The organism is Coprococcus sp. AF51-11b1, assembly GCF_027682785.1.
Classification (GTDB): domain Bacteria; phylum Bacillota; class Clostridia; order Lachnospirales; family Lachnospiraceae; genus Allocoprococcus; species Allocoprococcus comes.
This window is the reverse complement of sequence record NZ_JAQCZB010000010.1, coordinates 30617-55044: the sequence shown is the minus strand read 5'-3', so window position 1 is coordinate 55044 and position 24428 is coordinate 30617. Positions and strand designations below refer to the sequence as shown.

General features: G+C 41.8%; 25 protein-coding genes and 1 pseudogene. 1 reads left to right on the top strand and 25 read right to left on the bottom strand.

What is annotated here, in order from left to right:
• Positions 1-99: 99 nt before the first annotated feature.
• Genes PGY05_RS10720 through PGY05_RS10705 form a run of 4 tightly spaced genes read right to left on the bottom strand, consistent with a single transcriptional unit; the run spans position 100 to position 5162 of the window.
• A complete protein-coding gene (locus PGY05_RS10720) occupies positions 100-1584 on the bottom strand; it encodes a glycoside hydrolase family 32 protein (RefSeq protein ID WP_270475883.1) in 1485 nt (494 codons plus the stop codon).
• A gap of 25 nt (positions 1585-1609) precedes the next feature.
• Positions 1610-3289 carry an ABC transporter substrate-binding protein gene (locus tag PGY05_RS10715; protein ID WP_270475882.1) on the bottom strand — a complete coding sequence of 560 codons (1680 nt, stop codon included), beginning with the start codon at positions 3287-3289 and terminating at the stop codon, positions 1610-1612.
• Positions 3290-3310: 21 nt separating this feature from the next.
• On the bottom strand, positions 3311-4207 hold the full coding sequence (locus PGY05_RS10710) for a carbohydrate ABC transporter permease (RefSeq protein WP_270475881.1): 897 nt from the start codon (positions 4205-4207) through the stop codon (positions 3311-3313).
• Positions 4208-4223: 16 nt separating this feature from the next.
• Positions 4224-5162, bottom strand: a complete 939-nt coding sequence (locus tag PGY05_RS10705; RefSeq protein WP_195255829.1) for an ABC transporter permease — start codon at positions 5160-5162, stop codon at positions 4224-4226.
• A gap of 244 nt (positions 5163-5406) precedes the next feature.
• Here PGY05_RS10705 and PGY05_RS10700 point away from each other — a divergent pair, with 244 nt between their 5' ends.
• A complete protein-coding gene (locus PGY05_RS10700) occupies positions 5407-6432 on the top strand; it encodes a LacI family DNA-binding transcriptional regulator (protein ID WP_270475878.1) in 1026 nt (341 codons plus the stop codon).
• A gap of 190 nt (positions 6433-6622) precedes the next feature.
• Here the strand turns inward: PGY05_RS10700 and PGY05_RS10695 are convergent, their stop codons facing one another.
• The 21 genes and pseudogenes from PGY05_RS10695 to PGY05_RS10595 form a co-directional block, all read right to left on the bottom strand.
• Positions 6623-7003, bottom strand: coding sequence for a hypothetical protein (locus tag PGY05_RS10695; protein ID WP_270475877.1), 381 nt, complete (start codon positions 7001-7003; stop codon positions 6623-6625).
• Complete coding sequence (locus PGY05_RS10690; protein WP_270475876.1) at positions 6945-7232, bottom strand: helix-turn-helix transcriptional regulator; 288 nt, start codon at positions 7230-7232, stop codon at positions 6945-6947. Before PGY05_RS10690 ends, PGY05_RS10695 begins: the two co-directional genes overlap by 59 nt.
• Before the next feature lie 188 nt (positions 7233-7420).
• Complete coding sequence (locus PGY05_RS10685; RefSeq protein WP_270475875.1) at positions 7421-8074, bottom strand: class I SAM-dependent methyltransferase; 654 nt, start codon at positions 8072-8074, stop codon at positions 7421-7423.
• Positions 8075-8088: 14 nt separating this feature from the next.
• Entirely contained in the window at positions 8089-8871 is a 783-nt protein-coding gene (locus PGY05_RS10680; RefSeq protein ID WP_270475874.1) for a ZIP family metal transporter, read from the bottom strand.
• Positions 8872-9178: 307 nt separating this feature from the next.
• Complete coding sequence (locus PGY05_RS10675; protein ID WP_270475873.1) at positions 9179-9565, bottom strand: hypothetical protein; 387 nt, start codon at positions 9563-9565, stop codon at positions 9179-9181.
• Between the two features lie 26 nt (positions 9566-9591).
• Positions 9592-9774: pseudogene (locus PGY05_RS16795) on the bottom strand (helicase); the annotation flags it as partial.
• A gap of 233 nt (positions 9775-10007) precedes the next feature.
• Positions 10008-10940: a translation elongation factor Ts gene (gene tsf / locus PGY05_RS10665; protein ID WP_270475871.1), complete on the bottom strand. Its 933-nt coding sequence runs from the start codon at positions 10938-10940 to the stop codon at positions 10008-10010.
• 45 nt (positions 10941-10985) lie between these two features.
• Positions 10986-11729, bottom strand: a complete 744-nt coding sequence (gene rpsB / locus PGY05_RS10660; RefSeq protein ID WP_044999249.1) for a 30S ribosomal protein S2 — start codon at positions 11727-11729, stop codon at positions 10986-10988.
• Between the two features lie 187 nt (positions 11730-11916).
• Positions 11917-12054 carry a hypothetical protein gene (locus tag PGY05_RS10655; protein WP_008375213.1) on the bottom strand — a complete coding sequence of 46 codons (138 nt, stop codon included), beginning with the start codon at positions 12052-12054 and terminating at the stop codon, positions 11917-11919.
• A 53-nt stretch (positions 12055-12107) separates the two neighbouring features.
• Positions 12108-12515, bottom strand: coding sequence for a GerW family sporulation protein (locus PGY05_RS10650; protein WP_055155563.1), 408 nt, complete (start codon positions 12513-12515; stop codon positions 12108-12110).
• 36 nt (positions 12516-12551) lie between these two features.
• Entirely contained in the window at positions 12552-13667 is a 1116-nt protein-coding gene (locus PGY05_RS10645; protein WP_270475868.1) for a DUF2953 domain-containing protein, read from the bottom strand.
• The gene (locus tag PGY05_RS10640) at positions 13664-13990 is read right to left on the bottom strand and encodes a hypothetical protein (RefSeq protein ID WP_270475867.1); all 327 of its coding nucleotides are present in this window, start codon (positions 13988-13990) and stop codon (positions 13664-13666) included. The genes PGY05_RS10645 and PGY05_RS10640 overlap by 4 nt, the downstream gene beginning before the upstream one ends.
• Before the next feature lie 20 nt (positions 13991-14010).
• Entirely contained in the window at positions 14011-15408 is a 1398-nt protein-coding gene (locus PGY05_RS10635) for a peptidoglycan D,D-transpeptidase FtsI family protein (protein ID WP_270475937.1), read from the bottom strand.
• A gap of 16 nt (positions 15409-15424) precedes the next feature.
• On the bottom strand, positions 15425-16957 hold the full coding sequence (locus PGY05_RS10630) for an FtsW/RodA/SpoVE family cell cycle protein (protein ID WP_195412893.1): 1533 nt from the start codon (positions 16955-16957) through the stop codon (positions 15425-15427).
• Between the two features lie 8 nt (positions 16958-16965).
• Positions 16966-19380 carry a U32 family peptidase gene (locus PGY05_RS10625; protein WP_270475866.1) on the bottom strand — a complete coding sequence of 805 codons (2415 nt, stop codon included), beginning with the start codon at positions 19378-19380 and terminating at the stop codon, positions 16966-16968.
• 101 nt (positions 19381-19481) lie between these two features.
• Positions 19482-19895 (bottom strand): cell division protein ZapA, encoded by a 414-nt coding sequence (gene zapA, locus PGY05_RS10620; protein WP_008375194.1) that lies wholly within the window; start codon positions 19893-19895, stop codon positions 19482-19484.
• 94 nt (positions 19896-19989) lie between these two features.
• Positions 19990-20664, bottom strand: a complete 675-nt coding sequence (locus PGY05_RS10615; RefSeq protein ID WP_270475865.1) for a Crp/Fnr family transcriptional regulator — start codon at positions 20662-20664, stop codon at positions 19990-19992.
• A gap of 56 nt (positions 20665-20720) precedes the next feature.
• Positions 20721-21770 (bottom strand): sulfate/molybdate ABC transporter ATP-binding protein, encoded by a 1050-nt coding sequence (locus tag PGY05_RS10610; RefSeq protein WP_270475864.1) that lies wholly within the window; start codon positions 21768-21770, stop codon positions 20721-20723.
• Positions 21764-22468, bottom strand: coding sequence for a molybdate ABC transporter permease subunit (gene modB, locus PGY05_RS10605; protein WP_117556011.1), 705 nt, complete (start codon positions 22466-22468; stop codon positions 21764-21766). The genes PGY05_RS10610 and modB overlap by 7 nt, the downstream gene beginning before the upstream one ends.
• Before the next feature lie 12 nt (positions 22469-22480).
• The gene (gene modA, locus PGY05_RS10600) at positions 22481-23377 is read right to left on the bottom strand and encodes a molybdate ABC transporter substrate-binding protein (RefSeq protein ID WP_330672997.1); all 897 of its coding nucleotides are present in this window, start codon (positions 23375-23377) and stop codon (positions 22481-22483) included.
• 4 nt (positions 23378-23381) lie between these two features.
• Positions 23382-24419 (bottom strand): molybdopterin-binding protein, encoded by a 1038-nt coding sequence (locus PGY05_RS10595; protein WP_270475863.1) that lies wholly within the window; start codon positions 24417-24419, stop codon positions 23382-23384.
• Positions 24420-24428: the final 9 nt, after the last annotated feature.

Sequence of the window (24428 nt, the reverse complement as noted above, 5' to 3'; positions counted from 1 at the left end):
TACTATGCTCCTATACTACAAAGGGGATCCCCGTTTCAGGAATCCCCCTATCATTATCCATTCGTCTTCAAACTCTATGTAAGTTTTATCATGTATTTTCTAAACCAGATCGTATTTCACTACATCAATTTTAGCTGCACCTTCAACAAAGAAGGAAATCCCTTTTGCCTCTTGTTCTGTAAATATGACAGCCGACATAACCTGTTCGCCATCGTTAATAAATATCTCTGCGCTGAATCTATCTAAAATCACACGAAGCTTTAATTTATCGGCATCTCCATTTACCAGACATCTTCTCTGATGAACCAACGCTCTTTCGGTTCCTGAAAATTTTCTATCAATTTTCAGTACAGACTCATCAGGACGGAAGCTCAGTTCTGTATAAAACTTCTCATTCTTCGCAAAGCGTAATCCAAATTTCTTATACATATTTTCTTTATCTTCCGGACGTATCACAAGCTCCATATCTATCGTTCGTCCTTCGATTTTATCTAATGAAATCGTATCATTATTTATTACTACATTGTTGTACTCAACTCTGTTTTTACGCATTGCATCAAGTTCTTTAATCGGCGTTTGATAAAGTCTTCCGTTTTTCACAGATAATTCTCTCGGCAGACTCATTTGTGCAAACCACTTCGAATCATTATCACGATGAGCCAGTGTGTCCCAGTTCTGCATCCAGCCAATCATAATTCTGCGGCCGTCCGATGCTTTCACCGTCTGCATTGCATAAAAATCAATTCCATAATCCACAGACTGCGTATACTGCTCTTTTAAGGTATATGTATCTTCGTCCATTTCTCCTATAATACATAAGGTACCATTTCCATTATGATATTCGAAGCCTTCCGGCAACATATCCTGCGGACTGGTCAAAAGAACATGTTTTCCATCCAGTTCAAAAAAGTCCGGACATTCCCACATTTTTCCAAAACGTTTCTTATTTTCTGCAAGAATGCTGACAAATTCCCAGTCGAATCCGTTCTTGCTTCTATAAAGAAGAATCTGTCCACTTCCGTCTGCCGGTCTGCTTCCGATAACACAATAGAAATTCCCGTCTTTTCCTTTCCAGATCTTTGGATCACGGAAATCTACTTTACTTGCACCCTCCGGAAGATCTTTGGCTGTCAGAACCGGATTCTTCTCATATTTCTTATAATCTTTTCCATCTCCAACAGCCACTGCCTGTGTCTGAATATCCCTTACAGTTCCATCTTCCATTTTTTCCTGATCTACCGCAGTATAGATGAGCAGTTGTCTGCCGTCCTCCAACTCTATTGCGCTTCCTGAAAAGCATCCAATCTTATCATAATCTTCATCCGGTGCCAAAGCTGCCGGAAGATATTCCCAGTGAAGCAAATCCTTACTAACCACATGTCCCCAATGCATACTGTTCCAGTGTGTATCGTATGGATAGTACTGATAAAAAAGATGGTACTCTCCCTGATAGTATGAAAAACCATTCGGATCATTCATCCATCCGATATATGGGCTCACATGAAAAGCCGGTCTGTCTTCTGCTTTTATCTGCTTTCCCTGTTCATCTTCATATTTTCTAGCCTTTTCTAACATCTCACTCATGCAAATTCTCCTGTTGTTCATATCGTTATTTTTCTTCACTCAATGACTCCTGATACTGATCAAAATATTTCTGTTTAATTGAAAGATAATCAGAAAGTCCATACTTTTCCATTTTCTTCAGATAGGAATCCCACTCTTTTTCAATTCCGCCATTCAAGATCCAGTCTGCTTTCTTTTGCTCTGCATATTTTTTAATATCGGTATCGTACTGAGATACTTTATTGGTATCATCAATGCTCATAAAGACGTTTGGATAAACATACTTGCTGTTCATATCCTGTAGATAAGTTTCATGCATATTGTCTAAACGCCATTTTGCATCTTCCGGCTGTGTTACATATACATCATAATATTCATTCAGTACCGCAAGTGGACCATTTACAGATTGTGCCTCACGTACTTCTACCGGTGACTGAGTTCCAAGATCCATGTGCTTCAGCATTTCTCCGCCATCTTTATTTTTGGACAGTTCAAAAATGTTAAAGGAATCCTTTTCTCCATAAGTTCCCCAGTTATTCTGTGGTGATTGAAGTGGTGCATACATCTGATCAATCCATGCAGCAGCAAGTGCTGTATTCCGACAACTTGATGTAAGAACACATCTTCCACGGTCAAATCCACTTGTTTCACTATTATTCTGTCTCGTGATATTTCTCATGCCATTCGGCCCTGTCAGTGCCGGTAGCATCACATAATCTTCATTGTTATCAATATTTGCAATGTCCCATGTAAAACAGAGACCGTATCGATGGTTCTTACCTTTTGCTACATAGGTAGACCACTCTTGTGTAAATGCTTCTGGGTCAACTAAATCCTCTGTCACAAGTTTATGTAACCATTCAATTCCTTCTTTATAACCTTCCTGAACAGCTGTGTAAATAACTTTTCCTTCATCCGTTACAGCGAAATGATCTCCCGTGTCTCCATAACCTTCTCCAAACCCATTGATTAGAATTGCCGGATCTTGGTCTCCATTATTGATAATAAATGACATTGGAATCACATTACCTTCAATTGAAAATTCTTTTTCAAGTTCATCTGCATGATCACGGAATTGAATTAATACCTGTTCCAATTCATCTGTTGTTGTCGGAATCTCAAGTCCAAGATAATCCAGCCATTTTTTGTTAATATACGGAATATCTCCGATTGCCTGAATGGCTTCTTTCCCAGCTCCAAGCTGTTCAATCCATGGGAATGAATAAATATGTCCATCCGGTGCTGTACACATCGTCCTGTATTCTGGGTATTTTTCAAATACTGCCTGTAAATTCGGCATATATTTATCTATCAGATTTTCCAAAGGAATAATGATTCCCTGCTTTGCATAACGTAACAGATCATACTCACTCATTCCGGCATTGAATAATCCATCCGGCAGATTTCCAAACTGGGCAAGTGCCAGGTTTTTCTTATCAGAAAACTGATCTGATACAAAACAAGTCCAGTCAATATGAACATTGGTCTGCTCTTCCATGCGCTGAAAGATCACTCGTTCATTTGGCTCCTGTGTTGATGTAGCCGGTGCACTTGTAATAAAGGAAAGTTCTGCGGTTTCCTTCAATGGAAACTGCACTTCCGATACAGGTGTATCCGGATCAATTTCAGCTGCGAGCTGCTGCTCTTTTCCACATCCTGCAACTCCCACCAGCATCGTCATAGATAGTACAATTGCGAGTAATGCATTTACTTTTCTTTTCTTCATATCCGTATCGTTCCTTTCTTATTAGCCTTTTACCGATCCTACCATAATTCCTTTGTCAAAATATTTCTGGAAGAATGGGTACATTACTAACAGTGGTAAACTTGATACTACAATGGTTGCATATTTAAGCTGTTCTGCTACTTTTGCCATTTCTGCCGTACTCTGGATATCGGCGATCATTCCCGGCTGTGGTGTATTCTGTACCAGGATAGAACGGAGCACTAACTGCAATGGCTGTAGATTTGCATCATTCAAATAAACCATTGCATCGAAATAACTGTTCCACATTCCAACAAAAGACCAGAGTGCCAGAACTGCAATGATCGGCTTACATACCGGAATCATGATTTTAAAGAAATGCTGGATCTCATTCGCCCCGTCAATTGCAGATGCTTCTCTTAATTCTGTCGGAATTGATTGATAATAAGTTCTTGCGAGAATCATATTCCATACGTTAAATGCCCCCGGAATCAGGATTGCCCACACCGTATTAACCATGTGCAGCTGATTGATCAAGATAAATGTAGGAATCATTCCACCCCCAAAGAACATTGTGATCAGGAAAATAATATTGAAAAATTTTCTTCCTACAAATTCTTTTTTAGACAACGGATATGCTGCCAGCAATGTCACAAAAACAGAAATTACTGTAAATGCAAGTGAATACAGGAAGGAATTCAAAAATCCACGCCAGATCATTTCATTCTCTAATACTCTTCGATAAGCATCTAATGTCCAGTCCTTAATATTAAAACTTAATCCCTGGTTATTCAAAACAGTCGGATCCATAAAGGATGCAAGTACTACATAAATAATCGGTATTGCTATAGAAAGGACGAATAAACCAAGAATGGTAAATCCGACTCCAAGGATTACTCTATCTGTCCTTGAATATTTTTTCTTCTTTTTTTTCTCCATCTCTTCTCCCTCTTTTCTATAATCCTTCTCCGTCATTCAGTTTCTTAACAACCCAGTTCACAAAGATCAGCAAGATAACATTTACAACAGAATTGAAAAGACCTACTGCTGTCGAATATCCATAGTCTCCATTCAGAAGTCCAATACGATATACATACGTAGACAGGATTTCTGACGCCGGAAGGTTCATATCTGTCTGTAAAGCATAAGCTTTTTCGAAACCAATACTCATAATATTTCCAGCCTGCAAAATAAACTGAATTACAATAATATTCTTAATTGCCGGCAATTCTACATACCAGATCTGCTGCAGGAGATTCGCTCCATCCACGATGGCTGCTTCTTCCAGCTCCTTGCTGGCATTCGCCAGCGCTGCTGTGTACATGATAGATGCCCATCCTGCGGTCTGCCAGATTCCACTTGCAATGTAAATTGTCCGGAATGCGGAAGGCATTGTCATCCAGTTTGTACTGATTCCCAGTACTTTATTCAGCGGTCCAACCGGAGATAAAAGCATACGAACCATACCGCAAAGCACGATGACTGAAATAAAGTTTGGCATATAGATCAAAAGCTGCACTTTCTTCTTAATTCCAGTCTTACGAATACGGTTCAAAAGCAATGCAAGAATGATCGGAACCGGAAATCCCCACAGTAATCCATAGATACTCACTTTCAACGTATTCATCAGATAATTCATGAAATCTGGTGAAGATAAGAATCGTCTGAAATACTCAAGTCCTACCCAGGGACTACCAAAAACTCCTTTTATTACATTGTAGTCTTCAAAAGCAATCAGAAGACCACCCATCGGGAGATACTTAAAAATAATTGTCAGTAAAAGTCCTGGCATCAGGAAGAAAAGATATAACTGCCAGTTTTTTTTCACATAAGTCATCTTTTCTCTCCACGTTCGCTTGCTTACGGACTTTGCTTGATTTTGCATTTTTTTCATGCACTTCTTCCTCCATTCCATTTACTCTTCGTACAAAACCGATTAAGTAACCGGTTACTTTATGGTTTAATATTACTATATCTATTTCATTCTGTCAATACTTTTGTCTATTAAAATAACCGGTTACGTAATCGGTTATTTTAACATTGCTTTTTTTCTTGAAAATTGCTATACTAAAAGATATTATTGACCACCGGATGTCATATTTCGGCCATCACATCATATTGGAGGAGATTCAACTTTTATGGGTAAAAAACAGGTAACTTTTGCAGATATTGCAGCATACACTAATTTTTCAAAGACTACAATATCGCGATACTTCAATCATCCTGATTCTCTTACTTTAGAAAACCAGGAAAAGATATCACAGGCTCTTGATACACTTGGATATAAAAAGAATAAGCTGGCAAAGGTTCTGGCGAATGGGAAGAGTGAATTCATTGGAATCATTATTCCGAACCTTTATCTGCACTATTATTCTGAGATGCTGACACAGTTTCTTTCCAGCTACAGTGATTATCACTATAAATTTCTTGTTTTCGTCAGTAAACATGGTGCAGAAGAAGAACAACAATACATTGAAGAACTTCTCTCTTATCAGATTGAGGGTCTGATAGTTTTAAGCCACACTCTTCCATCTGAGAAGCTCGCTTCCTATCAGATCCCCGTCATTGCAATTGAGCGTGAAGCAGAATATATCAGCAGTGTCAATACAGATAACTACATGGGTGCACTTCAGGCCACTTCCCTGCTGATCCGGGATAAATGTAACATATTAATTCATATAAATGTCAATGTAAATAAATCTGCCCCAGCTTATGACCGAATCCGAGCCTTTCAGGAAACTTGTGAAGAACATCATATTCCGTATGAGATAGATCTAAGTGTAAAAGGTGATTCTTATCATGAAATTTTAAATGTAATCCGGGACATTTTCAACAAGATAGAATCAAAATACCCCGATCAAAAAAAGGGTATCTTTCTTGCGAACGATACCTATGCTAATATGTTTCTTAATTTAATTTTCCAAAAATACGGAACATTTCCTTCCACTTATGAAATTGTTGGATTTGACAATTCTCCGATTGCCAGCGAAGCAATCCTTCCGATCACAACCATCGGACAGCAGATCAATGTGATTGCAAAAACTGCCATGGATCTTTTGATCCAGCAGATGGAAAATCAGAAAAAGCGTGTTCCCAAACCATTAGGTAAACCTATTCATAAACAGATTACACCTATATTAATTCGCCGCAATACAACAGAATAATTTATTTCTCATCTTCATTGTACGCCGCAGTGCGCATCCTGCCGGAGGCTTTTATTACATAGGAAATGACATTTCCTATGTAATAAAAAACTGCCAGCAGATAATCTACTGGCAGGAAAATTTTATTTTTTTCAATTGTCTATTTGACGGGGGATCAGTTCCATATTCGAGAGCTTTCGTTTTACTTAAATTATCTCTTTTTATAAATCAACAGCTCTGGATTTTCACCATCCTTCTCATATGTACATACCAGAATAAAATCCATACTTGCCAGAATGCCAAAACATGTGTCTCCTCCGAATTCAGACTCCAGTTGATTCCCCAGATAGGTTTTCTGATCATCAAGGAATTTCACTTTTTGTCCATTAGGCAGAGTATATTCCAGATTCACATATTTCGCCACAAGTGCATTTAGTTTGTCTACTCTTGGAAGACCGCTTATATGCAGATCATTTATTTCATTTATCAATTGCATTTTAAACTCTTCAAACTGCCCATTGTCACTAAGTTCATCATACCTGTTCCAGTAATCTAACTTTGGAAGCATTTCTTTCAAATAAGAACGTGCCAATTGGCATCCCGCAGCACTGGCAAATCAGCTTTCTGGGTTCTCCTAAAAGCGTATTGATGGAAACATCAAATTCTTTCGATAAGAGCTTAAGTGTATCAGTGTTTGGAACTGTATCTCCATTTTCCCAACGTGATACTGCCTGCCTTGTTACCATGATTTTATCTGCCAGCTCGTCTTGTGACATTCCTCTTTCAGTACGAAGTTTTAAAATAACATTTTTTGTTTCCATAGTCGTCACCTCCGTTATCTTTATCATATCAATAAATCCGCAGTCTGAAAAGCAACCTGCTGTTGCCATGTCTGAAAAACAAATCATCACACCTGGCATTACTCAGTAAACCGTCATAACGCCCTCTCCTGTCGCATCATTTAGCATAAGAACCGAACAATTCTCATTATGAATCCAGCATCATTGCATTACTTCACACAACGGAAATATACCATGGAACCGTCAACATCGATATCCATTTCTTTATATAGTTTTTGAAGGATATCTCTCAGCTCTTTCTCCGTCTGAAACGGCGGAGAAAACCACCCTTTCTTTGCAAGAATATTTTTTACCAGCCAGTCTGTCCGTTTCGATTTTCCACTGATATAAAAGCAGGCAATGAAATCGCCGCCCGGTTTCAAAACGCGCCATATTTCATAAAATGCTTTTTGCTTGTCAGAAAATGCATGAAAACCATTCATACTGACAACGGTATCAACAGATTCATTCTCCATTTGCAAATTCCCCACATCACCCTGAATGCATTTGATATGTGCATGACTACCAAGTCTTTTTCTGGCTTGATCAAGCATATCCATGCTGTAATCAATGCAAGTAATATGTGCATTTTTCAGGGTACTCCATTTGTTTTCCGTAAATACAGCCGTTCCAACCGGAATATCAAGAAGATTTCCCGAAAAGTCATCAGGAACATATGCTAAAACTTTTCGTGCTATACCATTATCATCAGTGCCACTCCAAAATAACTTAATATACAGTTTGCTGAAAATATTCCTTTGCGTAAGAACATCGTCATATATATTTTTTGATGTTTCATAAGCATTTTGTATTTTGTCTACCATATTACCTTCTCCCCTTATCCCAGTGCCACATCTAAAATCATCATCAAACTAAATCCAAGCGCAAAGAAAAGCGTACCGATATTCGAATGCTGTCCCTGTGACATTTCCGGAATTAGTTCTTCAACCACAACATATAACATAGCTCCTGCTGCAAAGCTCAATAAATATGGTAATGCCGGGATTACCAGCTGTGCAGCAAGAATCGTCAGTACTGCTCCAATCGGTTCAACGACTCCTGAAAGTACACCTCCAAGAAATGCCTTTTCCTTACTTTCGCCCTCTGCCCTAAGTGGCATGGATATGATAGCTCCTTCTGGAAAATTCTGAATGGCAATTCCAAGTGATAAAGCGAGTGCACTTGTTGCAGTAATCTGTGCATTTTCAGCAAGAAATCCTGCATACATTACACCAACTGCCATACCTTCTGGGATATTATGTAGTGTAACTGCCAACACCATCATTGTAGTACGGCCAAGCTTGCTTTTCGGTCCCTCTGCCTGATCACTTCCAATATGAAGATGTGGAATCAAATGATCAAGTGCAAGTAAAAACAATATACCAAACCAGAACCCAGCAACTGCTGGAATAAACGATAAATTCCCCATACTCTCAGATTGCTTAATTGCCGGAATCAGAAGACTCCAAATTGAAGCAGCAACCATTATACCTGCCGCAAACCCTGCAAGTGCACGTTGCACTGACTTGCTAAGTGTTTTTCTCATAAAAAACACGCATGCCGCACCTAGCGTTGTTCCAACAAATGGAATCAGTATACCTTCAAAAACATTCATTAGCATTACATTTTCCTTCCTGTATAATCAAAAAATCTTTCATATCGCTCCACTGTTAGTTTTCACTAACCTTTGTATATAAAGGAAACCGTGCAAAAAGCAAACTATAATTTCACACGGTTTTCCTTGTGTTTAAGTATATCACTTACGAAATCATATAACAATATAATTCTTTTTCAATCTACAGAAACTTTTGAGGATCAGAATGATTATTTATTGGTATAAAAAACGAACAGTAAAAAGCAGAATAGGACAACGGGTAAAAGAATTACGAAAGGCTCATAATCTTACTTAGAAAACACTCGCTGCCAAATTACAATTTCCAGGATATGATTTTAATGATCTGGCAATCCTGCGAATTGGTCAAGGCACACGTTATCATGCGTTCTGGTGGTATAAGTGTTACCGGAAAAGTGAATAACTCAATTATCCACATTGCATGTGCTATCCCTAATAAATACATCTGCAATCGTTTCCAACAGTTTATATCTTCTTCCACTAAACAAAATTTCGTCAAGGCTTCTGTCTCTGCATAATTCAAATCCAACACTTTCGTGACTCCATTACTGTCGGTAATCATATTTAAGAATGGGTATTCGTCCAGTAACTCATGGTCTTCTCTCTGTAGCTCAGTAAATTGCGGCGATTCTTGCAGCAATCTTTCACATTCATTTTCAATATAATCTACGAACATTCCCATTAAAGGCGGTAAGTGATAAATATCAAAATCTTCTCTTTTATATACGAATTTCCAACCGCTAAAGCTTTGATTTCTGCATAAGACAGTGCCACTTCATCAATATCCTCTACGGATCTTGCCGGACTTTTACTGGTCATAATTTGAGATATGAATTTTTGCTTATTCTCTATAATCTGATATAGATATGCATCAAATGTCCCTTGGGGAATTGAAATTCCCCAACTCACTCCCCAACTTTTACCCAATTTCATGCATAAATAGCGATAATTTACGATAAGTCAAAATTTATTCCCCAACACTAAAAAAGGTCCACCGGACCTTTTTGTCGCATGCTTGGCAACGCAAAAAAACCTTGAATCATCCCATTTTCATAGGAAATTCAAGGTTTTTCGTTGATTTACATGATAATCATACGGTTCAAATTCTTATGCGAACTGTAAGATTATGCGTTTGCCTGAGCTGCAACTTCAGCTGCGAAATCTTCATTTTTCTTTTCAAGACCTTCACCTGTCTCGAAACGAACGAATTTCTTCAGAGTGATAGTTGTTCCATTAGCTTTTCCAACTTCATCAAGGTATTTAGCTACAGACTGTTTTCCGTCTTCAGCTTTTACATATACCTGATCTAACAGACAGATTTCCTTCATCTCTTTGTTGATACGTCCGGAAATCATTCCCTGGATAACCTTTTCCGGTTTCTGAGATTCTTTCGGGTCGTTCATAATCTGAGCAAGAAGAATTTCTTTCTCATGTGCGATGTAATCAGCATCTACATCTGCCTGGCTTACATACTTAGCATTTAAAGCTGCTACCTGCATAGCTACGTTTTTCAGAGCTTCTTTAACAGCATCGTTAACAACTGCTGTATCAGCTTCTACAAGAACACCGATACGTCCGCCACCGTGGATGTAAGATACTACACAGCCATCTGTAACGATCTTTTCGAATCTTCTGATGCTGAGCTTTTCTCCGATTACAGAAATCTTTTCTGTAAGTGCATCGTTAACTGTCTTAGAAGCATCTTCGTTCCAAGCTTCAGCCATGAATCCTTCCATATCTGTAGCTTTTGTAGTAAGTGCCTGATTAACAACTGCTTTTACGAATGCCTGGAAATCAGCGTTCTTAGCAACGAAGTCTGTCTCAGAGTTAACTTCTACGATAGCTGCTGTCTTATCTTCTTTAACGTCTGCCATAACAATACCTTCAGCTGCGATACGTCCGGCTTTCTTAACAGCCTTAGCTTCGCCGTTCTTTCTGAGGTATTCGATTGCTGCATCCATATCTCCGTTAGATTCGTTCAGAGCTTTTTTGCAGTCCATCATACCAGCGCCTGTCATTTCTCTTAATTCTTTTACCATGCTTGCTGTGATTGCCATGATTTTTTCCTCCATCTTTCAATATGATCTTTTGGATTGTTCGAATTATTCTTCTGTTGTTTCTTCAGCTGTTTCTACGTCTTCGCCTTCGTAAACTTCTTCTGCTTCGCCCTGGTTTGCTTCGATTACAGCATCAGCCATCTTGGATACGATAAGTTTTACAGCTCTGATAGCATCATCGTTTCCTGGAATTACATAATCAAGTTCTTCCGGATCACAGTTTGTATCAGCAATACCGATCAGCGGGATTCCAAGTGTGTGAGCTTCCTGAACACAGATTCTTTCTTTCTTAGGATCTACTACAAAGATAGCATCCGGGATTCTCTTCATTTCTTTGATTCCGCCAAGGTTCTTTTCAAGCTTTTCCCATTCTTTCTTGATTTCGATAACTTCTTTCTTCGGCAGTACATCGAATGTTCCGTCTTCTGACATAGCTTCGATTTCTTTCAGACGAGCGATTCTGCTCTGGATTGTCTTGAAGTTTGTAAGCATTCCTCCAAGCCATCTTTCGTTAACATAGTACATTCCGCAACGTTCTGCTTCTGTCTTGATAGCGTCCTGAGCCTGTTTCTTTGTTCCTACGAAAAGGATCTTTCCACCTTCTGCTGCGATGTCAGATACTGCCTGGTAAGCTTCATCTACTTTACCTACAGATTTCTGAAGGTCGATGATGTAGATACCATTTCTCTCTGTGTAGATGTACTCTGCCATCTTAGGGTTCCATCTTCTTGTCTGATGTCCGAAATGAACACCTGCTTCTAAAAGTTGTTTCATTGAAATAACGCTCATGTTTCTTTCCTCCATTGGTTTTTTACTTCCGTGTGCTTATGTCCGCGAACCATGCTTGTCAGCTTTGGCACCACCGGGATAAACCACACACGTGTTTTTTTGCAACGTTAGCATTGTATCACAAAAGCCCTGCGTACGCAAGGCTTTTTTCAGGGTTTCCCCTGCAGGTTCTCATATTTTTTCAAAATCAGCAGCAAAAAAGCTGATATCCGACAAGGAGGCACAGCAGAACGATCAGAATTCCGATAAATATGCTCGGAATGAACATCATGATCACCATACCAAGTGCCACAAAAAACAGTGCAAAACCAAATACCCGTTTCATCTTCGTTCCTGCTTTTTCCTCTTTTACAATAAATATATGCCAGAAACCTACGTCTATTCCTGATTTTCCGGAGAATCTGCTTCATTTAACAGATCTGCCACATCCTCTTCGGTCATTTTATCCTCAGATGGGGATTTAAAACGGTCGATCACATCCGGGACCATATCCAGGATCTTGGTCATGGTATCCTGATTCTTGATGTTGACCAGTCTGGTTGTTCCGTTCTGGATCACAAGCACCGCACTCGGGATCATCTTTCCACCGAGTCCGCCGGCTCCTCTGTCCTTTTTGTCCGCATGAAATGCCCCTGCTCCGATTGCAAAAGATACATCAACAAGCGGAAGAATAATCGTATCTCCGATGTGGATTGCATCTCCTACAACGGTTTTGGATGATACCACGCCGTTCATCCCTTTAAACAATGCATCTACTGTCTCTTTAAACTGATTATCTACTGCCATTTTTTCGATTCCTCCTGTTATTTTCTATCGAATGCTTTACCATTTAAACTCCCTGATATCATGGTAAGTGCTGCGGATATTCTTATCCAGCAGCATCTTTGCTGCAAATACTGCCATATGAACTGTTCTTAGTCTTCCTTTTACATAAACGGAACCTTCCAGTACCCGCTTTTCAAAATCCGGTTCCAGATCCATATTTTCTCCGATAAATGCATAAAACATTCCACAAAGTGCCAGTACCTGTCCGGTATGGTAAGGATCTTCAAAACCGAAATGCAGTTTTACGCGAAGCTTTTTCGGCTTCAGAAAACGCTTCACCCAGACCAGTTCCTTTTTGCCACGTGCAAAAGCTGCTTTATGATTTTCCTGTTCCAGGAACTCCAGAATTTTATCTTTTTTATCTGCGATATTTTTTATTTTATCACATAAATTCTTCCATGTACATTTGATCTTTTCCAGGATCTCACGAAGCTTCTGGCTGAGCTTCCGGATCAGTTTTCCAAATGCTTTGACCGGTTTCTTCCGCTTTCGTGGAGTTTTGTGAGCCTTTCCGGATCCTCTCTCGTCATGAACATCCTTTTTTTCTCTGGATTCACTTTCCTTTTCCGGTGTAGCATTCTCTTCTTTTTTTTCTGAAAATGTTTTCACCTTCGTGTCAGGACTTCCCTGTGTTTCTGTTTTGGACTTCTCATCTTTCACGTCCGCATGCTCTGGCTTTGCATACGTTCCGCTTTCGGCTCTCTTTTCCGGCAGCGTCTGCGGCTTCTTTACATCTGCCGCATCATTTCTTTCTGCCGTTCTCTCACTGGCATTCTCCGCACCGGCTTTTTTTCCGCCATCCGGCTTTTTCTCCTTCTTTCTCACCGGTTTATCTTCCGCTTCCAGAACATCTCCCAACTTCTTCCAGGCAATCCGCCCCTGCCATTTCACATCGCCGTTCCGATACTCCACTCTTCCTGCAATCAGATGAAGCAGCCATGAAATCTTAAGATTCCCCTCCGCATCTTCCAGCTTCCCCGGAAACTCGGCACGCAGTTCATACCTCAGCGGTACAAAGAGAAGGACACCGATCACAAGTAGCAGAATTCCCAGAATCACCAGAAGAATTATTCCGATAATCTTCAAAATCAATCCAATGATATGTAGAATCATTCTTCTTCCCTCTCCTGCTTTCTGATGTAAGACCGGATATCCAAATCCCCTGTCTCTTCATAAACTTCCTTTGCGATCTCTTCTACCAGATACAGCGCATCATCATATCCGCTTGCAAGACCAATTGCGAAAATATCATCATCGATCACACTTCCCTGGCGGAACATCAACGTCGAATAAAATTCCAGCTGATTTTCCCCTTCTTCGATCAGTGCGATCACATAAGTTTTCAACGGATATTTTTTTTTATTCAGTTTTGCAATCACTTTTTCTTTCTTTTTTGTCATGCTCTCGCTGACATAAAGATTTTTGTAAAACCTCATGTGCGCTGTCACCTTGACCTTTAATTATTATAGTAAGAATCAAACACCTGCTTTGCGACACTGACACCAGTAATGGTCGCCGTATCCGCATCCTCGACACAGACGCCGATCGCCAGCTCCGGATTATCCACATTGGAAAATCCGACAAACCAGGAATGTACTGTATTTCCATCTTCACTGACCTCGGCAGTTCCGGTTTTCCCTGCCACTGTATAAGACGCACCTGAAAGCGCAGCTCCGGTACCATAATCCACAACCGCCTTCATGTATTCCGTAAGCTGTGCAGCTTCAGATGATGTCATCAGCTCTTTGTAGCTTTCCGGCATATATTTCTTCACCGTTGTGCCTGCATAATTTGTAATCTTGTCCACCAGATACGGCTTCATCAGCTTTCCACCATTTGCGATCGCCGAAACGAGCATCGCCATATGGTACGGACTGACCTGTGTCTCTCCCTGACCAATTGCAGTCATCATCGTATCTGCATCTCCTGCATCTGTTTTCAGGCGAAAACTGCTTTCATTATATTTCACATCACCCGGAAGCTTGCTGTTAAACAGCATCTGTTTGGCAGTCTTTCTCCATTCTGCCTTATCCAGCTGCAGCCCGATATTTGAAAACGAAGAATTGCAGGAATTTGCAACCGAATCCGTCAGACTCTCTTCCCCATGGGCAGTACTGTTATAACAGTGGATCGTTGCCCCATTCTGTGAGAATTCTCCGTTACATTCAAACGAATAATTGTTATAATCTGGATTCTGCCGCATAAAAGCAAGTGTTGTCACCAGCTTGAATGTCGACCCCGGTGTATACTGTCCAAGTGTAGCCCTGTTAAGAAGCGAACTGTTCTCGTCATTGTTCAGTGCATCCCAGTTTTCCGAAACATTATTCGGATCAAAAGACGGCTTCGATACCATTGCCAGGATCTTCCCTGTACTTGGCTCCATCACGACAACTGCACCTTTGTTATCTCCCAGTGCATTATATGCTGCATTCTGCAGGTTCGCATCCAAGGTTGTGACCACCGTATCTCCCGTATTCTTCTGGTCTTTAAATTCATTCGCCAGCTTTTCCAGGAAAAAGGCATTTGAAGTCAGAAGATTGAAATTCTGTGAGGATTCCAGTCCGGATTTTCCTTTTGCGGCATATCCGACAACATGTGCAAACACTTCTCCTTCCGGATATTCCCGTGTTTCCGATCCATCGTCATTTGTCACAGTCTGTGCAAGCACTTCTCCATTTTTATCTGTAATACTGCCACGCAGCACACGGTCCGCAAGAAGATCCTGACGGATATTGTACGTGCTGTTGACAACCTCTTTACTTTTTACCACATTAAAATAAACCAGATATCCCAACAGTACCAAAAACAGTGTTACAAAAATATAAGTAACTCTCGTCAGTTCTTTATTGGTCATCTGCTTCTCTTTTTTCTTACTGGCTCCGCTTCTTTCTGCCTGTGCTTCTTTCGGACGCCGCTGTCCGTTTTTTAGGCTGCTGCGTTCGGCCTTTTTCTTCGGTTCGCCATCCGTTCGTCTGCTGCGGCTTTTTCCTTCTGCCTTCTTCTTTTGGTCGTGATACCCGCTCTCGTCTGGCAGGCTCTCCAGCTGCTGATCCAGATCTGGAAGTTCGTCTTCTCTGTAATTTTTTTCTTTCAATGTCTTCTTCCTCGTCTTCTCTTAATACATACAGTCCCTGAATGATCGCAAACATAATGATCGTACTGAGGACGGAGGTTCCACCGTAGCTTACCAGTGGAAGTGTCACTCCGGTAGACGGAATGAACTTTGTCACACCTCCGATCGTCAGAAATGTCTGAAAAATATAACAGGTTCCAAGTCCCAGTGCCACCAGTTTATAAAAGCTGTCCCGAAGCTGCATCGCAATATTCAGAAACATCATATAAACACTGACACATACCAGTATCAGACCAAGTGCAAAAATCAGTCCCATTTCCTCCGCAATTGCCGAAAAAATGAAATCTGACTCTGCAACAGGTATCTGATCTGCCGCCCCTTGAAAAAGTCCCATTCCAAACCAGCTTCCTGTGCCGATCGCCATCAAGGATTGTGCCACCTGATAACCACCTTCATTGTAAACGGTAAATGGATTCTTCCATACCAGTACACGCACACGGACGTGGTTAAATAATTTATATGCCACAACTGATGCCCCACTTCCTGCAATCAGCCCGACAAGTACATAAAGTGGCTGTCTGCTTGCCACATAAAGCATCACCAGATATACAGCAAAAATGATCAGCGCCGCACCAAGGTCTTTTGACAGAACCAAGATCAGCACATGCATTGCTGCCACTGCCGTTGTGATCACAATATTCTTAAATGAAGTATCAGTCTTCAGACTCGCCGCAACGAAAAATACAAAAATGATCTTCACAAGCTCAGATGGCTGAAGGGTAAAACCTCCGATTGCAACATTCAGCATCGCTCCTCCAGTCACACGTCCTACAATGATGACGACCCCAAGCATTACAACACCTGCAATTGCATAGAATATTTTCCATTCTGACAGAGCTTTTACCTTCCGGATGATGACCGGGATCACAAGACTTATCGCTACAGATGCACTGACAATGAGGAACTGCTTTACCGCAAGCGAATACGAAAGTCTGGTGATCATAATAAAGCCGATTGCCATCAGCATACACATATTATTTACAACCAGCCGCGACACCCGCGGGTAAATTATTGTATACAGCAAAATGACCGCCAGAAACAGTACCACCTGCATCCCGTAAAATCCGATCATTTTTGTTTCATTTGTCTGCAGATACATCACCAGAAATGCAATCATATGAAGCAGAAACATCAGCACATTCTGCTTTCTGAAAATACTTCTCTGTGTATACTCATCTGTGTAATTAAATACTGCAAAACATTCAAATGTATAGACCAGCATCAGGGCTATCATCAGATATTTTGACAGCTCTACAATTATATTGATCAAAATTCCACCTACTTTATTCCTCTTTTCCAGTGTCCCCTGGTGTACGTTCCCTCCGGAAGCTCTTTTCCTTCAAAATACGCACTTAAAATCTGCCTTACCTCCTGCTGCCTTTCAGTAGTAAACATCAGTCGGATCCGCCCAGGGCCGATCTGATATACCTCTTCCATCCGGTCTCCCAGATATAATGGTACATAATTGTAAAGGATATTATAACAGTAATCACATTCATTTTTTACCACAAATGGATTACGATATCTGTCAGTTATTGTCGTCTGTCCGGATTTTTTCAGACATCCTCTGGTCGTTTTCTGAATACATCCTGCAGATATCATCATCGGAAGATAACCATATACGATCACTTCTCCATCCTTTACCCGGAGATCCTGGAGTTCTCTTTCTGTCAGTTCCACGGGCGCTGTAAATTCAAAAACTCCCTTTTCCTTCCAGAATTTCCTGCTTTCCTGATTAAATTCATACAGATTGTAATCGGTCATAATCCTTCCGGTATAACCATGCTCTTTCAGAAACGCAAAACTTTCATAATTGGCGATCAGAATGCCGTCCCATCCGGCTCCGAATATCCGGTTATATGCAGCTTCATACTGTTTTCGGGTTCTTTCCCGGAAAATATACGGCATGACCAGATAAATTTCTTTCCCTGCTGCATGTACTTTTGTAATCCACTCCACATAGCTGTCCTTCTCCCAGATGTGAGGGAACATGGTACAATCCGCATAGATTCTTCCGATTGCTTCTTCTTCCAGAATCACTTCCATCTGTTCTGCGGTTCTTACCGATGCCGTCCATCCGGAAAGTACCTCTTCTTCCATTGAAAGCTCTGTCTTATCTTCTTCCGGATCTTTCACTTCACCACTTCTTCTGTATTTCTCACAGATCACTTTTTCCAGCGTCTCCAGTGCTTCCCTTCGAAGTTCGTTCAGGCTCTGCATCGGAAGAAATACTTTTTCTCCGATCTCGGCCTTTAAAAAGGAAAATTCAAATTCCGTATTTCCCGTCTTGCGCAGCTGCTTTTCAATCCGCTCTCTGCTCATCGGCTGGCTCAGTGCTTCCTGTGCTTTTTCACCGGCAACCGTAATCTCGGCATCCCGGCACTTCACCGTAAGCGTTGCCTTTTCCTGCGGATACAGCCGGAAAGTTCCGCAGATCCGTTCTTTTATTTTTCCATTTACAAATTCTTCACGCAGCGTGTCAATCAATGTGCTGTTTCTTGTGCGCATCCAGATTTCATCCCTCTTGAACGGGGTATCTGCAAATACCGGGATCTGCACATTCATTCCTTTTCTGACTGCATCCTTACAGGTATAATTATCTGCTTTTTCCCTGCCTTTGCGCATCGGGAGTTCAATAATATCCTGCGGATACAGGTCTGTCAGTGCTTTTGCAGTCACATTTCTGCCTTTTTTAGCAAGTACCTTTACTGCCGGCACTCCTGCATGGTTCGGACGGTTTAAGGAAATCATCTCCCGTCCATTCTGTGTATGATAATAACCCGTATGGAAACCACCACGGTTATAGAGATCCAGCAGCATCTGCCGATCCTCCTCGCGGACACGGTATTTCTTCATCGCATACGCTGCCGGATCCTCTTCTGCCGGACATTCTTCGTAATATTTCAGATAAAGATCGGCATATTTCCGGTACTGGAAAGCGACTGCTGCCGCATACTCCGGCTTCTTCATCCGGCCTTCAATCTTGAAAGAATAAATCCCGCTCTCGATCATCTCCGGGATCAGTTCCAATGTACAGATATCCTTAAGACTCAGCAGATACTGCGGTCTCTTTGCTTCCGGTGTCCGGTAAAGCAGTCTGCACGGCTGTGCGCACTGTCCACGGTTGCCACTTCTGCCGCCGATAAAACTGCTGAACAGGCACTGACCGGAATAGCAATAGCAGAGTGCACCATGTACAAAGCTTTCAATCTCGAGCTCTGTCTCATCGGCAATCTTCTTCACCTCTGCCATACTCAGTTCTCTGGACGTAACAATTCGCTGTGCACCTTCCTTTTCCAGAAACTTCGCCCCATCTACTCCCGTAAGCGTCATCTGGGTACTTGCGTGAATCGGAAGATCTGGAAAATGCTTCCGGATAAAACGGAAGAGTCCAATATCCTGCACGATCACTGCATCCAGCCCCTGCCGGTAATAAGGGAGCAGATAATCATACATCTGTTTTTCCATCTCACGGTCTTTGATCAGTGTATTCACGGTCAGATACAGTCTTCTTCCATGCAAATGCACATAATCAATTGCCTCTAAAAGTTCTTCCTCCGTCAGGTTATGTGCATAAGCACGTGCCCCGAAAAGGGCTCCCCCTGTATATACCGCATCAGCTCCTGCTGCAATTGCCGCTTTCAGGCACTCCATACTCCCTGCCGGTGCAAGAATTTCAACTCTGTCTTTCATATAACTCCTCTATCTTTAAATAACCTGTATACAAAGCCCCTGTGTTGCAGATATTTCTCTTTGTATACCGGAGTATCAAAAATAGACTGCCTCAGGACAGTCTATTTTGTACGGTGATTTTTCATTTCTGTTTCAAGCTGTACGATCTTCATCTGAAGTTCCTGGTTCTCTGCCTTGAGTTTATCCAGTGCTTTTTCAGCATTCTCATACTTGATCTGTACTGAGATCAGTTCATGCTTTAAATCGTACATCTCTTTGTCTTTTGCCTCGATGTCGCTTTCTAATGCGCCGCCCTGTTTCTTGGCTTTAAAATAATCATCTGCTATATTTAAAGCAAGAAGCACACTTCTGGCTTCCGCACTCTGCTTGCGATATCCATCGCTGCTTGTACATTCCTCGATTTTATGGTTCAGATAAGTGGATACCTTCTGCAGATAATCTTCGCTTTCAAATCCGCTCAGGGTGAATACTTTGCCGCCTATCAAAACTTCTGTATAATTTTTTGACGATGCCATAAAGAACCTCCTTGCCGCCTAATCCTTTTTTCATTATAAACTATATTCTGATAAAAACCAACCACTTTTCGATATTTTCAGCAGAAATTCTGTTTTATTCTTTATCAGCCAGCTCAAAATGATTCTTTCTGACCTTCAAAATCCCCTCTTTTTCCATTTTTTTCAACTCATGTGACAGCACACTCCGGTTGATCCCCAGATAATTTGCCATCTGTTCTCTGTTAAATTCAATATCAAAGGCATTGCTTTTATGGCGGCTTTGCTGAATTCTCAAATACTGCTCGATTCTTTCCCGGATTCCTCTGATCGACAGCAATTCAATCTTCCTGCACTTGCGGATATCTTCATTTGCAAGGAAATGAACCGTTTTCTTGTAAAACTCAATCCTCTCACGCAGATCCAGAACGCCCTCTTCTTCCATCGCCCGTACAGGAAACCAGAAAATGTGTGCCTGTTCCGATGCATAAACATCATAAGGACTCGTCTTTTTTTCACTGACCGCAATCTCCACTCCCACAACAAACGAGCTGACAAGCTTCTGGACCAGCTGTTCGGTTCCATCCCGGTAATACTGCACTTTACAGAGTACCCCGTCAAGCAGGATTCCGATATTGTTCAGTTTTTCTCTTTCTCTTATGATGATTTCGCCCTTGTCATAGGTTACGGTTCTGCCGTCTAACCGGTTAACGATCTCATCCGCCTTCTTCCGATCCATATCACAGAAGAAAATGCTCCGGTAAATCGCTTCCCTGTCTTGTTCTTTCTGCATTTATGCTGCCACCTTCTGCCCGTTTTCTCTATTTGTCCATTATAGCATCTGCCACGCTATCCTTCAAGGAACAGCACTTTTTCTTCCGGAAATGCGAGTGCATCCGGCATTCCTTTTTCTTCCAGAGTGGCAGAAATCTCTCTTTGAACAAACCAGCAGAAGTCCTCACATCCCGACTCGCATTGGATAAAATATTTTCGTTCAAATGGATAATCCACACTTTTCCATTCTTTAACTTTCAGCATAGCCCCGGATATCGTTCCATACACCGGAATCAGATCATGAGCTCGGATTCCGATTGCCTTCACATTCTCCGGCACACTGCGTCCTTTAAAAATCAGCTGCACATCCCAGTCTTTCACATACACCGTCTGCGCATCCATCCGGTAAACATCTGCAATATTTTTACATCCGGTAAGTCTTGCCGCTGTCTTATAGCACGGTGCATTAAATACTTCTTTTACCGGACCCAGGCGGATTCCATGTCCATCTTCAATTACCAGAACCTCTTCACTGAAGCTGTAGATTTCATCCCTGCTGTGGGACACCATGATCACCGTACCTTCATAATCACTCAGCATTTCCATCAGCTCGGTCAGCATCCGCTCCCGAAGATACGCATCCAGTGCCGAAAATGGTTCATCCAGAAGGATCACGTCCGGTTCATATGCCATAATCCGTGCCAGTGCCGTTCTCTGCTGCTGTCCGCCGGAAAGCTTTGACGGATAAAGCTTTTCCAGTCCGTCCAGCTGGAAATGATGGATCAGCTGTTCTACCATTTTCTGCTTATCTTCTTTGTTTCCGGTAAATCCAATCCCGATATTCTGCTCCACGGTCATGTTCGGAAACAACGCATAATTCTGAAAAAGATAACCGACTTTCCTTTTTTGTGGCTTCAGAAAAATCTTTTTTCCGGCATCAAAAAGGGTAACTCCGTCAATCACGATCCGCCCTTTTTCCGGTCTTTCGATCCCGGCAATACTTTTCAAGGTCAGGCTTTTCCCACATCCGGAAGCGCCCAGGATTCCGATCCGCTTTTTTTCACTTTTAAAGGCAACATCCAGCCTGAATTTTTCATACTGTTTTTTTATCTCTAGTTCTACCATTGCTTTGTATGTTTCATTCCCTTTCCAAATGCCAGATTCATAAGTACTACTATTCCGAATGCGATCAGGATTACAATTCCGACCCACACGCCTGCCGTCTGATAATCACCGTCCTGGATGACCATTGCAATTCTCTGGGAAATGGTTGCCGTCTTTCCTGGAATATTGCCCGCAAGCATGGAGGTCGCACCATATTCTCCAAGCGCTCTTGCAAATGCAAGAATTGTACCGGATGCAACTCCAGGACCTGCCGCCGGCATGATCACCCTCCAGAAAATCTTCCACTCCGGCATACCGAGCGTCTGCGCCGCATAGATCAGGTTCACATCCACCTGTTCAAATGCTGCTCTTGCATTCCGGTACATCAGTGGAAATGCAATCACAGTTGCCGCGATCACGCATCCTGCCCAGGACTGTACGATCTTGATATCAAATGTCGTATAAAGATACGATCCAACGGTTCTTCTCGTACTGAAAATGAGCAGCAGGAAAAATCCTGCAACCGTCGGCGGAAGCACCAGCGGCAGTGTCAGAATCCCATCCAGCACAGCCCTGAGACCCGTCTTCGCTTTCAGCACCTTTCTTGCTGCCCATATTCCCAGGAAGAATGACACGATCGTTGCTGCGATTCCTGTTTTGATTGAAATGAAAAGCGGACTCCAGTCAAGTCCTGCAAGGATCTGTCTTATTTCTTCCATATCGTTCCTCTTTTACTCTACGTTTGTATCGAAATAGTAGCTGTCAAAGATCTTCTTTGCGTCATCGGATGTTACATATGCAAGGAAATCATCGGCTGCTTTTTTCTTTGCATCATCTGCCTCTTTATTTTCCACACGGCAGATCGGATAAATCACATTACCTGTCAGATCATAGCTTACTGTCTGAAGGATCTTGATCTGATCCTCATATCCGTATGTATCAGAATAATAAGTTGTTCCAACTTCGCATGCACCCTCTGTAACGGTGATCAGCACCTTGCTTACATTTGCCTGCTCACTGATCTCTATTCCACCAAGAGCTTCAGAAATCTGTTCTGTTGTGATGGTAGACGCATCGTCTACTTTGTCCAGAATTCCGAGATTCATCAACGCCTGACGGGTGTATTTTCCAACTGGTACACTTCCGCCTGCAAGTGCAATGCTCTTTGCCTCATTTAAGTTTTCAAGCCCGGTTACTGCTGTATCACTGTCCTTTAATGTGATAACAACTACCTGATTGTTCACTACATTATGGCGTGTTCCTTCTACTACCAGTCCATCAGCCTCAAGCTGATCCATCTGTTTCTGTGCTGCGGAGAAGAACAGATCACACTCATATCCTTCTTCGATCTGTGTCAGCAGAGTTCCTGAGCTGTCTGCATTATAAACGATTTTCACATTCGGATGCTCTTTTTCATAACGCTCTGCAATATCTGTCATTGCCGTATTCAGGCTGGCTGCGATAAATACCTGAAGCTCTACATCCTCTTCTTTGTCAGCCTTTGTTTCTGTCTTTTTGTCTTCTGTTTTTGTGTCGGTCTTTTTACCGCCACATGCAGCAAGTGATGCTGCCATCAGCAGAATCAGACCTGCTGCCACTGTTTTCTTAAATAAGTTATTCTTTCTCATAATTTTAATATTTTCCTTTTCCAAATCCACAGTTTGGAAACGTACACACCGGACAGGACAGACAAAGTCCTCCCTGTCCAAGAAGCTGGAAATCTTTTTCATGCAGCTTTTCATCACACATAATCCTCGGAAGAACCAGATCAAAAATCGTCCGTTTTGCATACATCACGCATCCCGGAAGACCCATGACCGGAATCTGTCTGCCTTCTTTTTCACAATAAGCAAGCATAAACATGGCTCCCGGAAGAACCGGTGCCCCATAAGTCACCACTTCCGTACAGGCATTTTTGATTGCAAGAGGAGTCCTGTCATCCGGATCTACACTCATTCCACCGGTACAGACGATCAGGTCAGAACCATCCTCGATCAGAGTCTGGATTGCTTCTGTGATCATCTCATGATCATCGTTGCACTGGATCTGCTTCACCTCTGTAACGCCACATTCTTTCAGTTTGTCGATCACAACCGGAGTAAATTTATCCTCAATCCGATGATAATACACTTCACTTCCCGTCGTTACGATTCCCGCTTTTTTCTTCTGGTACGGAAGAATCCGGAAAATCGGTTCTTTTCCTGCCACTTCACAGGCCTTCTGCATCTTTTCTTCTTCGATCACAAGCGGAATGATCCTTGTTCCTGCAATCTTATCTCCGGTTTTCACCGGAAAATTTCCATGTCTGGATGCGATCATCATCTCACCAAGACTGTTCACCGCATTCAGCTTTTCGGTATTGATCTTCAATACCCCTTCACAGTCGGCGATCAGTTCGATCTTTCCTTCCTTCACCCCGGAAGGATGCATATGCTCACCCTGACAGATCTGACGCAAAATCTCAGCTGCCTCATTTTCATGAAGCATACCTTCCTGTTTTTCCCAGATATAAAGATTCTCTTTTCCCACAGATAAAAGTACCGGAATGTCTTCTTCGGTAACAATATGTCCCTTCCGGAAAACAGCATCCTTTACAACTCCCGGAATAATCTGTGTAATGTCATGGCACAGCACCTGCCCCACTGCATCTTCTGTTCTTACCAGTTTCATTTTTTGTTC